The organism is Dyadobacter endophyticus (assembly GCF_014641595.1).
GTDB lineage: Bacteria > Bacteroidota > Bacteroidia > Cytophagales > Spirosomataceae > Dyadobacter > Dyadobacter endophyticus.
In genome coordinates this window covers 184,754-200,952 of record NZ_BMIA01000004.1, presented here as the reverse complement: position 1 = coordinate 200,952, position 16,199 = coordinate 184,754, and the positions used below count along the sequence as shown (strand labels likewise).

Genomic DNA, 16,199 nt, shown 5'->3' with positions numbered 1-16,199 from the left:
GTAACTGAAAAATTGAAGTGCGTCCTGGCACCACTTCCGCAACGCACCGGCAACCCGACAATATACAAAACAGGCACAAAACAATGGCGGCCCCGTCGAAACAGGGCCGCCATTCAGGAAAAATGCTTATCCGAAACGTGCACTACTGCGCCGTCGAAGCCAGCACTGCCTGTGCACTCATTACAACCATCAGACTACCGGATGACTTCGAAGGGTTTACAAAAATCATATACACATCATGGGGCTTGCCGTCGGCCGTCGGAAGTTTTACAGGGATATCGAGGGTCGATGGCTTGAAATCCAGCTTGTCCGTCGGTTCCAGAAATGCCGATTCACCAATTAGTTTACCTGTTGGGCTGTCGAGCCTCAGCTCCACCTTCCCACCCGAGGCATTCAGCTGCGGTTTGGGCGCCATAGCCATCACCCGGAAAGCCGATACGCCATTCAGGTCGACCTGTTTCAGGCCCATGTAAGCGCCCGACTTGGCTGGAATAGCAAGGTTATTGCCGCCATAGGACATTTTATTAACGTCGTCGTACACATCGAAACCATGTACGTCCAGGATCGAATTCCGAAGCACGAATGTCTGCTCTGAACGAAGCGCGGGCAAGCCCTTGGCGCCTTTATCCTGATATGCGGCGCGCAATACGAAAACGCCCTTACCCTTGTCGCCACTCGGTAATGTTGCTGTATAACTGCCTTTGACAGGCAACGAGGCTTTCTCGGCGGCATCGCCGGAAAGGTTCAGGATATACCTGACCATCTCCGCAGCGTCGGTCGCCGAAAGTTGCGGGTGCGCGGCCATAGCCGTTTCGCCCCAAACACCTCCTCCGCCGCTGATCACCTTCTTAGTGAGCATTTCAACCGCCGAACTGTTGCCTTTGTATTTGCGCGCAACCTCAGTATATGCCGGGCCTATCGATTTTTTGCTGATGCTATGGCAAGCTTTGCAATCGCTCGCTTCGATCAGCTTCTTACCGGCTGTCGTAGTCGCCGACGCGTCGGCGGAGCGGTGCCCCTGGGCAATGGCTACCTTATCGAAGCCTTCGGGCAGGTAATCGATATTGACCGCCACAGCATCGGCATCGATGCCGCTTCCCAGCGCACCGTCTTCTTTATCTTTCACCTTTACGTCATATTGAAATGGCTTACCCGGCACAAAAAACGACTTGTTGGCTCCCGGCATATCCAGGCTCAGCACCGGCGCTTCGTTACCCACCGTGACGTCGAGCGACTGCGTCGAAATACCGCCTTTACCGTCATTTACGGTTAAAGTAGCCTTGTAAAGGCCCGTTTTGGCGAGTGTCAGCTGCGCATCCTGGCCGTTAATGGTTTTTGTAAATCCGTTTTTAGAAGTAATTTTCCAGGAATAAGTCAATGCATCCCCGTCGGCATCGTCGGTACCGGCCGCTGTAAGTTTTAAGGCCAATGGCACGGAACCGCCTTGTTTATTGGCAGTCAATTCGATCTTCGGTTTACGGTTACCCCCATTGTATTCGATGCGGATCAGGCGGGCATCGTCGTTGGCCGAGAACCAGCCCGAGCCATATTCGAGCATATACAGGTCCCCGTTTGGTGCAAATTCCATATCCATCGGATTCGAGAATTTGTAGCTGGGCATAAAGCGCTCCATCGAAGCGTAATTACCTTCCTTATCCATAGTGACGGCCATAATCCAGCCCCGCATCCATTCATAAGCAAGCAGTTTACCATTGTAATAGGCAGGAAAAGCGCCCGGCTGAGGCGCCCCCTGCGCATTCTTGAAATCGTCCGAATAAAATACCGGCCCGGCCATTGCGTTGCGCCCACCCGCGCCCACGAGCGGGAACTCGGGCGAGGCGTCATAAGGATACCAAATGAATGCTTTTTGTGCCGGCGGCAGCACTTTCAGACCCGTATTGCTGGGAGAATTGTTGGTCGGTGCTGCAACATCCCATTTCTCTCCCGATTGGCTTGCCGTGAAATCATATTTGTTGTACGCTTTGTTATCACCTACAAAATGGGGCCAGCCGAAATTGCCGGGTTTTCGGGCCTGCCCTACTTCATCATGACCGGCCGGGCCGCGGTTGGCATCGGGTTTTGCGGCATCGGGTCCCACCTCGCCCCAATATACGTAGCCGGTTCGCTGATCTACCGAAATGCGGAACGGGTTGCGGTGGCCCATTGTGTAAATTTCAGGACGTGTTTGGGGCGTTCCTTTCGGGAACAGGTTGCCTTCCGGAATGGTGTATGGAGCAGCCCCTGCCGTTCCATCGGACTGCGGTTTGATGCGAATGATCTTACCGCGCAAATCGTTGGTATTGGCCGATGATTTCTGCGCATCCCAAGCCTCGCGACCGGCGCGTTCGTCACTCGGGCTGTATCCGTTGGAGCCGTGCGGGTTGGTATTGTCGCCTGTGGAGAGGTACAAATTGCCGTCCTTATCCCAGGCAATGGAACCGGCGGTGTGGCAGCATTCCTCGCGCTGCGTGGGCACATCGAGCAATATCCTGCGCGAAGCAAGGTCTAACTCGTCGCCTTTCAGCTCAAAGCGTGCGAGCACGTTCTTCGATTCGTTCGGGTCGGAATAGTAGAGGTAAATCCAGTGATTTTGTGCAAAATTCGGGTCTTTATTCAACCCCAGCAAACCATCCTCGCCCATCGACTCCTTGCCCTCCTTGCTCACATATTTGGTGCTAACGGGAAGTTTGGCAATGGTTTTCAACTCTTTGGTTTTGGTATGGTAAAGCAGTACCTCACCTTTTCGCTGAATAAACAGGATGCGGCCGTCGCCCAGCACGCTCAGTTCCATTGGCTCATCCAGCTTTTCGGCCAGTATTACTTTTGAAAAACGGTTTTCTTCGGGGCGTGCTTTGGCGAAATCAACCGGCTTGGGCGTGTCGCCGCCGGTAGCGTAGCGAATGCCCGCCCAAAGGTGGTTGAGGAAAAGCGGCTCTTCAAACGTTTCGTCGGTATGCCCCATGGCGGTGTAGAACGACCGGCCACCATCGAACTCCTGGTACCAGCTCATCGGATGGAAATCCGGGTTTTTACCGCCCTTATAGCTTTTCTCATCGATTTTAAGGACGACGTTGATTTTCGGAGAAATGTTTTTGAAGCTGTAAAACTCATCGCTCCGCTCAAATTCATCGGGCATACCCTGTGTGGCCCAGTGGTTTTTCTGCGTTACGATAAACTTCCCTTTCTGCACATTATCGGGCATGGGGTGGTCGAGGAACCAGGCGCCAGCCAATGCGCCGTACCATGGCCATTCGTATTCCGTATCGCTGGCTGCGTGGATGCCCACGTAGCCGCCTCCCGCCTGAATGTAACGTTCGAAAGCGCTTTGCTGCTCCGCGTCGAGGATATCACCTGTCGTATTGAGAAATATTACCGCGTTGTATTTTTTCAGATTGCTTTCCCTGAACTGGGCGGCATCTTCCGTAAAACTGACGCCAAAGCCTTTCTCTGCCGCCATTTTGCCCAGCGCCTTTTTCCCCGCGCCGATCGACTGGTGCCTGAACGCCGCAGTCTTGCTGAAAACCAGCACCTGCATTTTGGGCGCCTGTGCCATAACATGACCTACCAGGAGCCATGCACAGCAGAGGAGCACACCCTGTATTTTTTTCTTCATCTGGTTAATCGTTTGAATTGTGACCTCCAAATGTACAGTAAAAAGCATTATTGTCTATCTTTGAGACAATAAAATTTATTCAATAAATTGTTTCAACAATGCAATAAATAGTCACATTGCCGTCATTACGCGTATGGACTTGAACAGGTCTGCAAAATGTTTCCGCCCTCCGTTTTGTGCAGGAGAACCGTTTCTGCGATATTGCCGGGTTAAAATTGAGCGACTATTTCATAGCGATTACTACATGAGGGATATACAATCACCGAGCGAACAGGATTACATTCAGCAGCTTTCCATCGACTGCGTCATTTTTGGCTACCAGGATTCGCAGCTTAGCGTTCTGGTACCCAAACTGAACTTCCGGGGTGATTTCTGGGCTTTACCGAGTGGTTTTATTTACCAGGACGAGGGGATCGACGAGGCCGCACGCCGGATACTGGAAGACCGAACGGGCATTAAGGACATTTATCTCGAACAATTCAGGGTCTTTGGTAATTCGCCGCGCTCCAACATCCGTTTCCTCGAAAGGCTTATCGAATTGAATGAGGATACCCTGGGCGACAAGCGGTTCGGCCGTAAGGAGTTCGACTGGATCACCCGGCGGTTTGTCTCGATAGGATATTATGCGCTAGTGGACCTCAACAAAGTGGTCCCACGCAAAACCGAGCTTGACGAATCCATTGACTGGTATCCGGTGCGTGCATTGCCTCCGATGATCATGGACCATCAGGAAATGGTAAACAGTGCGCTGGAAACCTTGCAGCTCAACCTCGACCAGAAGCTGATCGCATTCAACCTCCTACCCGAAACTTTCACGATGCGCGAGTTACAGGAGCTTTACGAATCGATCTTCGACCGCGCATTCGCGAGGAACAATTTTCAGAAAAAAATACTCGACCTGGACGTCCTCGAACGCCTGGAAAAGAAGTTTACCGGAGCTGCCAACAAAGCGCCGTTTCTGTACCGGTTCAGGAACGGGAATCCATAGGCGGGCATTTTATTTAGGTCTCGGGATAAAAAATTTTTATGTGCGTGTGGCTGCAAAGCCACATAGGGGTCGGCGGGGAGCCACTACAAATCATGCACCGCAGGTGAATATTTGTATCGGTAATAATAATCGACCACCCCGTGATGATGAAACCTGAGAGCACCCTGAAAGTATTAGTATTCGATCTGCACCCGATTTCCCGTAAAGGAATCCGGCTTTTGCTGGATACAATGGATCTGCGTTTGAAAGTGACCGAAGCCTCCCGCACGCGTCAGTTTTACAAATATGCGACCTCCCAACGCTACGACCTCGTACTCCTGAGTGTGAACGACGTAGAGCGCTTCGACCACGAAACAATCTCCGCCATACTGCCCAAAACCGCCGTGCTCTATACCGAAGAAGGTGCTGAAAACGCGATGGATCTAATGGCCCTGGGAGCGGGAGCCTGCATATCGAAGAAATGTACCGACGTTGCGTTAAGGGAAGGTATCTTGGCCGTCCTTCAACGGCGGCGGCACGTATGCGCCACCACCCAGGCCCATGTGAATGCTGAATACTGGCGCTTCAGGGCCATCAGAAATGGCGCCGACAGCTATCGCCCGCGCGTACGCCAGCTCACTTCCCGCGAACGCGAGGTAGCGTCGCTACTGAAAACCGGTCTCAAAACCGGCGAAATCGCCGACCGCCTTCAGATCCAGCACAGCACGGTGAGCACCCTGAAAGCACGCGCGTTTCGCAAGCTTTCGGTGACCAACCTCGTGCAGGCGATCCATACACTAGACTAACCACACCAAACTCCGGCCCCGCCGGCAAGCCTCTTCGCCAATCAGCACCTTTACTATGCTTCACGTAATTTTATACGACTCTCACCCTATTATCCTGACGGGTCTCAAGGAGTTTTTCAAAAACATTGAAAACGAGTTTACGTTCTTTGAAACGAATACCATAAGCGGCCTTTCAAAACATCTTTTGCATCATAAAATCGACCTGGTGGTAGCCGGTATCAATGAAAAAACGGGCATCGACACCAGGATGATCCAGCGGCACAGCGCTATCCCGTGGGTGATCATGTACAACGATAATCTTTATAAAAAAGCATTGTCGCTTGTGCTTTCCGGTGCCGGCGCGTGCATTTCCAAAGGAAGCAGCGACCTGGAAACGGAGACCTGCCTCCGGGAGGTACTGGAATCGCGGCGGTACATCTGCCGGAGCACGCTGGAAAAGTTCGGTTACGAATTTCTGTTCGACCCGGGCAATCAGGCACAGATACGTAACTTCCTCAAATACAACCTGCAAAGAAAACCCAACAAGCTCTCTCCCCGTGAGCAGGAAGTGGCGAACCTGCTGATCAGCGGCATGAAGACTTCGGAAATTGCGGCAGCATTGAGCGTCAGGCACAGCACGATCAGTACCATCAAACGAACGGTTATGTTGAAGAAAAATGTCATAAACATTGTTGAACTGGCCTCGGTATTGTCAAATTAAATTGGCCCGCCGCCATTTTGTAATTCAGTGTGAAATGCGTTAATTTCAGTCATTACGATTGAACCGTAATCCCGAAAGGCCTCATTTCAACTATGCCGCTTTCTATACTCATTGCCGACGATCACCAACTTGTCCGAAAAGGACTTCAGATGGTCGTTAAAGAAGTCCTGGGATTCAGTACAATCGTAGAATTCGCCGAAACAGGGCGGGAAGTGATCGGGAAAATTACCGCACAGGAATTCGACCTGCTGATCACCGACCTGAACATGCCCGAAACCAACGAACTCGCACTGATCCCTGATATATTACGCATTCGACCGAAGCTGAAAATACTGGTCGTGACCATGAAGCCCGACAAGGTTTTTGCAGCCCGATTCTTACGCGAAGGCGCGTTCGGGTACGTAAACAAGACAGAACCGGACGAAGTACTGGCCGAAGCGATCCATGTGGTGAGCCAGGGCCGCAGGTACATTTCCAGGTCCCAGAACGAAATTTTTTCCAACGCATTGATTGGCAACGTAACCAACACGCCTTTCGACAAGCTCTCCAAACGGGAATTCGAAGTGGCGCTTCTGCTGCTCAAAGGTTATGGTGCGCTCGAAGTAGCCAATACGCTGTCGATCAGCGCTTCCACAGCCAGCAGTTTCCGTTGTCGCGTTTTCGACAAGCTGGAAATCAAGAACCTGCTAGAATTGAACCACCTTGCGCAGACGTATCAAATTGATGCAGATTTTGAAGGAGAATAGTGAAAGTACTGCCCCGCCCCGGCTCGCTGGCGATCGAAATGCTTCCCTGAATGTAGTCGAGCATGGTATGGATCAGCAGGCTGCCGGTACCGCGGTTCCCGGCCTGTCTGTCGCGGCTCATAAACAGGGCGATCTGCTCGTCGCTCAATCCCAGGCCCGTGTCGCTGATCGAGATCAGGAGCTGGCCGTTTTCCTCCCGGCATGAAAGCCTGATCTCTCCGTCATAGGTGTTTTTGTTGGCGTTATCGATCAGGTTACGGATTACAACGGAAAGTATCTGGTAATCTGAAACACATTCCAGGCTGGTATGCACGATGGCAAGCCGGTTATGGTTTACTTTAAAAAGCTCCTTGTATAGCGAAGCGATTTCCTCAAACAAAGCATTTACCGGAAAGAGGTTCTTATTGATTTTGAACCCCTGCTGCTGCGTGCTGATCCACATAAAAAACTGCTCGGTAAAGCCTAGGAGGTTTTGCGTGCCCATATGCAGATCGCCCAGATAGGCGTCGAGGTCGGAGGACGTGAGATGCGTATGGTTTTTCAAAAGTTTGCCGCTGATAAGGGATATAAACCGCAGCGGCGACCGCATATCATGGAGTACCATTGTAATCACATGGTCCTTGAACCGGTTACTTTCGAGTAGTGCCATTTCCGATGTGGCAAGTTCGTCCACCGCGTTTTTCAGTTCGGAGGTTCGGGAGGAAATGATGTTTTCGAGTTCCTGGGCTTCCTTTTGCAGCTTCGTGAGCCGTCGTTTAAACAACAGGTAACCGATCCCCACCGATAAGCAAACGCAAAACAAATAGAACCACCAGGTGGTATAGAACCATGGCTGCACGTCGATAGGCAACACAAACTGCGTCGAGCTGTCCGACATGTTTACATTGTTCCGCCGCACCAGAAGCTTGTAATCCCCGGGCGGAAGGCTGGTGATCGTTATCTGGCCATTTTTCTCGACTTTATGCCAGTCGGGTTCCAGCCCGGCTACCTGGTATTCAAGATCGAGGTTTTCGGGGTTGCCAAAATACGGCGACGAAACCTGAACGGCCAACCGTTTGAAGTCGGGTGAAAGCGTAATGCCTTTCGCATTGAGTGTAACCGGTCGGCCTTTCACCGTCAGGCTATCCGCAAAAATATCGCGGTTGGGATAATAAGGTTTAAGTTTATGGGGATAAAACCAAACCAGTCCTTTCATTGAAGGAAGTGATAAAAGACTGTCTTTCAACCACACATAAGATGGATCGCATCCTCCGTTGAACTCGTTCGTGGGAAGACCGTCGGTCCGGTCGAACCGAAAAAAATTGACCTTCTCCTGCCGCCGTTCGGCATAGGCCAGCAATTCGCTTTTCTTAACCTTAAAAAGACCGTTATTACTTGGCAACCAGAAGAAGCCGTGACCATCCTCAATAAATGAATGAATGGTTGTCAGGGCCTGGCGCGGACCCGCCGGCATACGGTAGAGTTTCTTGTTATGTAAGAGATAAAAGCCTTTTCCATAAGTGGAGATCCAGATCTTGTTGGGGGCTTCGGCATGCACCGTTCGTATCGACATGGATTCCAGCACCGACTTATCGACGCGGTTCCGCTCGTAATCGTACCATTTCAGCCCTTTCTCAGTACAAACCAGGAAATAGGCAGGGCGGATCTGTTTCGCAAAAAGGATATTCGCCTTTTGCGGAAACGCTTTGATGCCTTCGGCTTTGTCATTCACAAGTTTACCGAATCCCCTGACCGATGCAAAGAAGTACTGTCCTTCACCAGCCTCGCTCATGTGGACGATCCCATCTTCCGACGCCACAACCCGGCTGTGGCCGCTTATAATATTCAGCTTGCGAAGTTTAAAGTTCTGTTCGTAGTACAGCTGCCGGTTGTCCGGGGTGAAAAACCAGGAAGCAATGCCGGAGTCAATCGGCAATTGCCGGGGTGGCTGATCTATCGAAATCAGTGTGTTTTTCACGATCAAACGGTCATCGCCAGCCTTAACCTGTGCATAAAGGCTCTGGTCGAGGACAGGGGATGGAAAAGGCGGAGCAGCAAATTGTTTTTTTTGTACCACAAACAGCCCGTCGGTGGTTGAACCGAGGTAATAGGTTTGCTGCTCCGGCGAGAAGCGGACACAACTTAAAAAAGGTACCTGAATACCTGCCAGCCCGATTTCAGAATCGAGGCGGCCATTGCGTAGCATTACTTTGTAAAGGGTCTCACCCGCGTACGCGTAAAACCCGTCGGGGCTGGGAAAGGTGACAAAATCGCCGGAAAGAAAAAGAGCATCCGAAGCCAGAGGCCCTCCAATGGACGCATAAGCAGGGATCAAACGGCCGTTTTTCCAGGCCTCGACCCGGTTTCCCGGTAAGATGCACGCCAGAAATTGCCCCGCAAACAGGGCATATTCCGGCTTCCGGCCTGTATAGTCCCTGATTTCCAATGGTCCTTTCTGACTTCCTGAAAAGTAGATCAGGCTGTTCTCATTTCTGAGATAAACTTCAGTATTTGAAATACTCGACGAAAAGAGGAATGGCTTCTGGCCCAGGTGACGGTAAAAAGAGGCTAGTTTAAGCATCATTCCCTTCTCGTCGACCGCCACCCCCTGCCGCCCTACGTGTACCGACCATGCCGGCAGCAGCACCGGCCCGGGTGCTGCATGCTGCCCCGAAACTGCTACTTTAATGTTTTGCCCACCATACAGCCGCGCGTATAATGTGCCGCGCGCATCGGCAGTAAGGCCTTCCACCCGCGTCGACTTCATCCCCGGCAATTCGGAGGTTCCGTAAGTGACAAACCGTTGGCCGTCAAACCGCACCATCCCCATTTCCGTGGCTAGCCAGCAATAGCCCCATTCATCGAATGCAATATCTTTAACACTGTTCTGGGGAAGGCCATTGTCGGTATTGTACTGCGAAACAATGAAACGCTCCGGCTGCGCAGCTGTGGGAAAGCCATGCAGAATGAGAGAGATCAACGCGATCAGGAGGGTTCTCATAGATCAACTGTACACTATATAGGGACTATTTATCCTGAAATTACTAAAATATGCGACTTTCAAATAATTACTTCTTTCTGTGCTAGAAGTACTACGTCGTACTCCGGCTTCCATCTGCGATGGAAAAAAGTCCGCTCCCCTTGTGTAACCAAGAATTACCCTGTTTTTTGTAGAAATTTTTCTATAAAAACCATCTACGCTCGGTACAACAAATTCATCTGCAAGTACTGACCTTTCGGACAAGAAATATTTCGACAGCCTTGTACCGCGGCATTCGCTGCGGCAGAGCGCCCCTTTATCAAATCTAACTTCAAAACAATCTCACCTTATGAAAATCAGACAATTACAGATCCATAAACTACGCGCTATCGTGGCGGTTTTCGGACTAAGCCTTTGTGCTTTCCCATTGTTTGCCCAGGTCAAGATCGGCGACAATCCGACGACCATTAACGCCAATTCCGTCCTCGAAGTCGAAAGTACCAGCAAAGGATTGCTATTGCCCCGTCTTCCACTTACACAAACTACAAACCCCTCTCCACTCAATGCACACGTGGCCGGTATGACCGTTTACAACACGGCTACCGCCAACGACGTTACACCCGGTTTTTACTACAATGACGGAACAAAATGGGTTGCTACCGCCGGGGAATCGAACTATACATACACTTTTGGCGGAGGCCAGCCCGCCGGAAGCTGTAACGACGGCGAGCTGTATACGGACACGCTGGAAACCAGCCCGACCTTCGGGCAGCAATTCATCTGTAAAGGCGGCAGTTGGGCAACCTACGTCTCTCCCAATCGTACCGCGTGGTACCTGAAAGGGACAACCAATGACGCAGGTGGCAATAAAGTCGCCTGGATTTACCGCAACGGTTATGTAGAGGCTCGTAACGCGGACGGCCTCAAACATACCCGCATTACTCCTGACGGCGGGCTCAAACTTTATCGCGACCCCAGTGCCAATGCCGGCGTTACCAACGGCTATATCGATTTCACCAATACCACCAGCGATAGCTATCCAATGCGTATCGCCATGCGCAGCGATGCTACACTGGGAGACCTGGCCTTTACGATACAGGATCATAGCGGCGTGCGTATGGCCGTTACCCAGGCGGGCCTCGTCGGGATCGGAACAGGCGTTACCGCTCCCAATTCCCGCTTGCAGGTAGCGGGCGTTACTCGTGTGATGCCCGCAGGAGCATTTACCGGAGCGATGATCCTAGGAACTTCCAGTGAGGACGGCGTTGAACTCAATCCCGCCGGTACACTCGCCGTGCAGCGCTCAGCGGTAGGCGCAAACCTCTATCTGACGAAAACAATCGGTGGCGGCGAGGCATTGAACTGGCAGATATTCAACCGTTCGGGCAATACCATCGGATCTATCAGCAGCCCGGCCAACAACGTGAACTCCGTGCAGTACAATACCACTTCCGACGTCCGCTTGAAAGAGAATATAGGTAAAACAAAATATGGCTTGTCAGATTTGATGAAGATCCGCGTAGCCGATTACAACTACAAGATCGACGAGAAGAAGAACCGCCTCACCGGCTTCCTGGCCCAGGATCTTTATAATATCTTCCCGAATGCAGTAACAGTAGGCGGTAAAAACCCTAAAACCGAACCGTGGCTGGTTGATTATGGGAAAGTAACCCCGCTGATCGTGAAGGCCGTGCAGGAGCAACAGGCGCTGATCGAACAGTTGCAGGCACAAGTGACTGAATTGAAAGCCAGAAATGCGTCGCTTACGGCAGAACTTTCCGTAGAAACCCTCTCGCGCGAAGAAGTAGCATCACTGCGCAGCCTGCTGAAAAATGCGTCGAACAACAATACTTCCGGTACAGCCATTGGTAAATAACCCTTCCTGAAATATGAAAAAAGCAACTTATTCAGGATCATGGGTGCACCGTGCTGCATTCCTTGTGCTGATAGCCTTGTCGGGAGCAGTACAAGCCCAGCAGGGGAGTTCGGGCAACACCTATATTTTCGGCGGGGCCCAGATGACCTTCTTCGGAGCACACGACTTTGTCAACGGAGGCAGCGGCACATTGCCCGGCATTATCGGCACGGTACGGTCCGACCCCAACGGCGTCCTTAATTTCGCGGAGGCCGCATCGCATACCGGCGCGTCCGACGCCGCCCATGTGGATGGTTATGTAAGGAAATACGGCACTTCCCAGTTTGTTTTCCCCGTAGGTGACAATGGCTTCTACGGCCCATTCGCTGCGGCTGCCGACGCTACCAACGGTGCTTACTATCATTCGGACCCTACTTCGGCCATCACCGATAACCTCGGAGGCGGTAATTATCCGGTACTTCCGGCTGGCGGCCCGTTTCCATCGGCCACATTCGAAGGTACATTACAAGCCGTCAGTACGATCGAGTACTGGGATATCAACGGAACAAACGCCACGGCGATTACGCTCACCTGGGATGCGGGCAGTAATATTTCCAGTCTCACGAGTGCACAGCCCGACAAGCTGACCATTGCCGGCTGGAATGGCTCACAATGGGTACCGATAGCTTCCAAGGTGGATGTAAATTCGATTTTAGGCGGAACAAGCAGTCTCACGGCGGGTTCTATCACCACCACCAGCGCCCTTGTGCCCAACACCTATACGGCTTACACATTTGCCTCGCGTGTTACACCGCTGCCTGTTACGCTGGCCGCTTTCGATGCGAAACAGGAGGGACGGACAGCGCTGCTGACGTGGGTTACCACGGAGGAAACCAACAGCGATCGCTTTGAGATAGAGCGCAGTATCGACGCCAGGGCCTGGACTGTGATTGGTACCGTGAAAGCAATGGGCGAAAGCGTTGTACGTAATGAATACAGCTTTACTGATGCACGACCATCAGGCGGACGGAACTTCTACCGCCTCAAGATGATCGACCGTGCGACGGGCGTGCTTGACGGTACATACGCATACAGCCGCATCAGACTCGTCGAATGGCACAATGCCGGGCAATGGGTATTTCCAAACCCTGCCAGCGGGCCTGTGTACGTCAGCAATCCGACAGGCATTACCCAAGTCTTGCTGACCGACCTTTCGGGCCGCCTCCGCCAGGATGTAAAAGTGGCTGCCGACGGCGAGCTGGATATCAAAAATGTACCCGGCGGCACCTATTTGCTGAAAGTGTCACGCAAAGACGGTACCGAAGCAACAAGCCGTTTCTTCCTGCGGAAATAGAGAAAACACCGGGAGGCTAACCATGTCCTCCCAGTAGTTTCTTCAAAACCAAAAAAGGTATCAAATCTGACTAAATTGTCAGCCAGGAGCGGAATCGAAAGCGTCCATGCGAGACGCCTTCGACTCCGCTGACAATGAGGTGTGTCAATTAATTTTTATTGAATCTCGTGTTCTGCACCACGCCGTCGGCCGATTCCACTTCCACCACATACATCCCGGCGCGCAGCGGCCTGATACCTGGCACTGAAATCACTTCGGCCGGATTGGTATAGCTCCTGGAAAGCATGCATTTGCCGTTCATATCCACGAGCCGCACCATCACTTTCCCTTCCAGCGACTCGCCGAGCCTGATATTCAGCTCGTCGGCACCGGGATTTGGATAGATATTAATGCGGGATTTGGTATCGTCCGAGTCCCGGTAATTCACCGGCCTGACCGCCGACCGCTCCGACTTGCCGTCGAAATCGACCTGTTTCAAACGGTAGTAATTGATGGCCCCGGCAACCGGCGCGACGTCGTGGTACGCATAGCTTTGTTCTTTGGAAGAATCACCCGCCCCCGCCACTTTGCCGATCGCCCTGAAAGCCTTGCCGTCGGTGCTGCGCTCGATGACAAACTCCTTGTTGTTGGTCTCATCGGACGTTTTCCATTGCAGCAATGTGCCGGTATTTGATTTTTCAGCCGTGAAACCGATGAGCGTCACGGGCAGCGTCGTATTGCTGAACTCCACAATGGCGGCATCTGCGGCTGGTATGGTGATGGAAAATGTGCCTTGCACATGCGTTGCCGTTTGGCGGGCGTTCTGGGCGCCACTGAAAAGCTCCCGGGTCGAGTAATTGTCGGAACCGCTCATACCGGCTCTTTGCAGATTTATGTTAAAAGTCTTGGCCGTTCCGCCGTAGTTGAAAATAGCGAGGTAGGATTTGTTACCTGCATTTTTAACAAACAACTCATTGGCCTGATTGCCCGTATTTCCCTCGACAGGTGTAAACACAATGCCGCTTGCTGCCAGATTAAGCAGGTCTTCGTTTTGCAGGAGCGTCTGCGCTTTGGCGGTCCATGCGCCGGTAGCCGAGAAATCGTCGCCGGTTACGAGCGTGCCGGTAACAATGCCCGAGGCAAAACGGGCACGGTTTTCACCGTCGGTCTGCGTCCCGAAAACGAGGTGATCGGCGTCGAGGTAATTGTAAATGTGCTTCTGCCACCAGCCGTAGGTCGTGCTGTTCAGGGTGTAGGCGGTTTCGTTAATGTCCTTGTAAGCATCGCACGCGATCCTCCGCATATGCGCATAGCGCCCGGTGGCGAGGTTGGGCGAAATGGCTGCATAAACCAGCATTTTACCATCCAGCTGGTCGGTGAGATACTCCATTCCTTTGCGGTAAGCTTCCATCCCGGTGTGAACGGTGTTGTCGTAGTAGCTGTCGGCTTCCAACGCCGCGTGGCCCAGGAAGTCTATTTTAATCATTTCGAAACCACAGGCAATGAACTTACCGATCACCATTTGCAGGCGGGCTTTCGTGCCCGGGTGCGTGGGATCGAGTGCATATGCGCCGTCAAGTTCGACGGGATTCCCATTCACTTTGGTCCAGGCGTCCTGATAGTTATGGGTACTGCCTTCCATTTGTCTGGCAAATTTCCCCCAATCCACAAAAGGTGCCCAGTAAATGCCCGGTTTGAAACCCTTGCTTTTGCAGTAGTTTGCAAATTCTGCGAGCTCGGCGAAGTTGCCGTTCAGGCCGCCACCCGACATATTATCCCAATAAGAATCCAGGTCGATGTAAAGGGTATTATCGCTGTTCCGGAAATCGGGCACGCCGGTGGAGAAGAAATCCACGACCGACTTTGCTTTGGGCAGATTAATCGAAGACTGAATGGCTCCCCAGCTATTCCAGCCAAAGGGCGTTGCACCCGTCCAGTTGAAAATGTACCGCGGCTCGGCCATTGCATTTGCCTGTCCGTACGTGTCGAAACCTGCACGCCAATCGTCACCATAGCTCACCAGAATGCGAGGGGAGCGGCAGGCTGTTTGCCCAACCGACACCCAGCCGTGGCCGCGTTTGTCGCGGGTAACGCTCTCCTGCGTCCAGCCAGCCACTACCGCCACATAGTTGGTAGCCCCCCTGCCCTCGCCCACGAGGTTAACCCCGGTTTTCCAAACAGCATGCTCTACTGAGCCGATCACAAGGCCCTTCCGGTTGGCATTGTCATAAATCGAGCCCGCTTCCGAGCTGAAAAAATTGGCATAACGGCTTTCCTTGGCATCGTAGCGGCCCCAGGCATCGTTATCGAACGGCACAAACAATGCGCGACGGTCCGTATTGGAATGAATATCCACGTAGTTGGAAACGAGCGGGGCCATTTTGTAAGAATTGGAACCATTCCCTGTCAACACCAGCTCGGTAAAGAAATGCTCCTTGCCGGTGTAAGTATAAAACACCTGCTGCATGCCAATCGCCCCGCTTTTGGTCATGGTAATTACATGCTTCGTGCCGCTGCCGAACGCATCGGTAACCGGACTCGAAGAATACGTGCGGCCCGTAAAATCGGTGCTCTGATGCACCTGATCCGAGTAGGCCGTAGCGGTAGCTTCGCCGATGACCTTGTTGTTATCGAAATACACCGAGTAATATCCATTGGCAAGGTCATAATCGATCCGGTTGTTCGTCCCGAATGCAATGCTTTGAATATTAGGTGTATTGATCGGCGAGAAGGCGATCTTGTCGATATTCGGGCCCCAACCGCCAGGATTATCGAGCCGGATGCTGTTGCTGCCGGCATTCAGCACAATGCGCACGGTAATAGCCGCCGGTGTTGACCACCCACCCGAAGCCGGGCAAGAAATGCTGACCGGCGTTCCGCCATTGGCTGTCGCATTAATAGTTCTCGGGTCGCCGGTGCTGTAAGTGACCGTCAGATTGTAGGTTCCTGCCGCGGCTACGTTCACCGGGATCACCACGGCACCATTGCCGAGGTTACCCACCTGGCTCCCGCCCGAGCAACTTCCGCAGCCCTGGATGTCGGCGCCGTTGGAAAGCACCCCGCTTTCGGCCTCAAAACTCTGGCCGAAGGCATTGGCCTGCACGAGCGTAAGAGCTCCGAGACACAAGCCAACCAGTCTGCGGAATGCCGGGCGTCGGAACGCCCGGTACCGCATTGAAAATAATTTCTTCATACCTAATGATTTACAGGTTAATGTTTT

General features: G+C 52.4%; 9 protein-coding genes. 6 read left to right on the top strand and 3 right to left on the bottom strand.

Annotated features, from left to right (window positions below):
• Positions 1–142: 142 nt before the first annotated feature.
• Positions 143–3,613, bottom strand: a complete 3,471-nt coding sequence (locus tag IEY24_RS25410) for a ThuA domain-containing protein (protein WP_188937676.1) — start codon at positions 3,611–3,613, stop codon at positions 143–145.
• Positions 3,614–3,866: 253 nt separating this feature from the next.
• Between IEY24_RS25410 and IEY24_RS25405 the strand changes: the two genes are divergently transcribed.
• From IEY24_RS25405 to IEY24_RS25390, 4 genes are all read left to right on the top strand, one after another.
• Positions 3,867–4,601: an NUDIX hydrolase gene (locus IEY24_RS25405; protein ID WP_188938370.1), complete on the top strand. Its 735-nt coding sequence runs from the start codon at positions 3,867–3,869 to the stop codon at positions 4,599–4,601.
• Positions 4,602–4,744: 143 nt separating this feature from the next.
• Positions 4,745–5,386, top strand: coding sequence for a helix-turn-helix transcriptional regulator (locus IEY24_RS25400; RefSeq protein WP_188937674.1), 642 nt, complete (start codon positions 4,745–4,747; stop codon positions 5,384–5,386).
• A gap of 55 nt (positions 5,387–5,441) precedes the next feature.
• Positions 5,442–6,086 (top strand): helix-turn-helix transcriptional regulator, encoded by a 645-nt coding sequence (locus IEY24_RS25395; RefSeq protein WP_188937673.1) that lies wholly within the window; start codon positions 5,442–5,444, stop codon positions 6,084–6,086.
• 92 nt (positions 6,087–6,178) lie between these two features.
• Positions 6,179–6,832, top strand: a complete 654-nt coding sequence (locus tag IEY24_RS25390; RefSeq protein ID WP_188937672.1) for a response regulator — start codon at positions 6,179–6,181, stop codon at positions 6,830–6,832.
• Here the strand turns inward: IEY24_RS25390 and IEY24_RS25385 are convergent.
• Positions 6,762–9,812: a sensor histidine kinase gene (locus tag IEY24_RS25385; protein ID WP_188937671.1), complete on the bottom strand. Its 3,051-nt coding sequence runs from the start codon at positions 9,810–9,812 to the stop codon at positions 6,762–6,764. The two genes, IEY24_RS25390 and IEY24_RS25385, sit on opposite strands and share 71 nt — an antisense overlap.
• A gap of 328 nt (positions 9,813–10,140) precedes the next feature.
• Between IEY24_RS25385 and IEY24_RS25380 the strand changes: the two genes are divergently transcribed.
• Both IEY24_RS25380 and IEY24_RS25375 read left to right on the top strand, forming a co-directional pair.
• On the top strand, positions 10,141–11,667 hold the full coding sequence (locus IEY24_RS25380; RefSeq protein WP_188937670.1) for a phage tail-like protein: 1,527 nt from the start codon (positions 10,141–10,143) through the stop codon (positions 11,665–11,667).
• 13 nt (positions 11,668–11,680) lie between these two features.
• The gene (locus IEY24_RS25375) at positions 11,681–13,000 is read left to right on the top strand and encodes a T9SS type A sorting domain-containing protein (RefSeq protein ID WP_188937668.1); all 1,320 of its coding nucleotides are present in this window, start codon (positions 11,681–11,683) and stop codon (positions 12,998–13,000) included.
• Positions 13,001–13,148: 148 nt separating this feature from the next.
• Here the strand turns inward: IEY24_RS25375 and IEY24_RS25370 are convergent, their stop codons facing one another.
• The gene (locus IEY24_RS25370; protein ID WP_188937666.1) at positions 13,149–16,172 is read right to left on the bottom strand and encodes a CBM35 domain-containing protein; all 3,024 of its coding nucleotides are present in this window, start codon (positions 16,170–16,172) and stop codon (positions 13,149–13,151) included.
• Positions 16,173–16,199 lie beyond the last annotated feature (27 nt).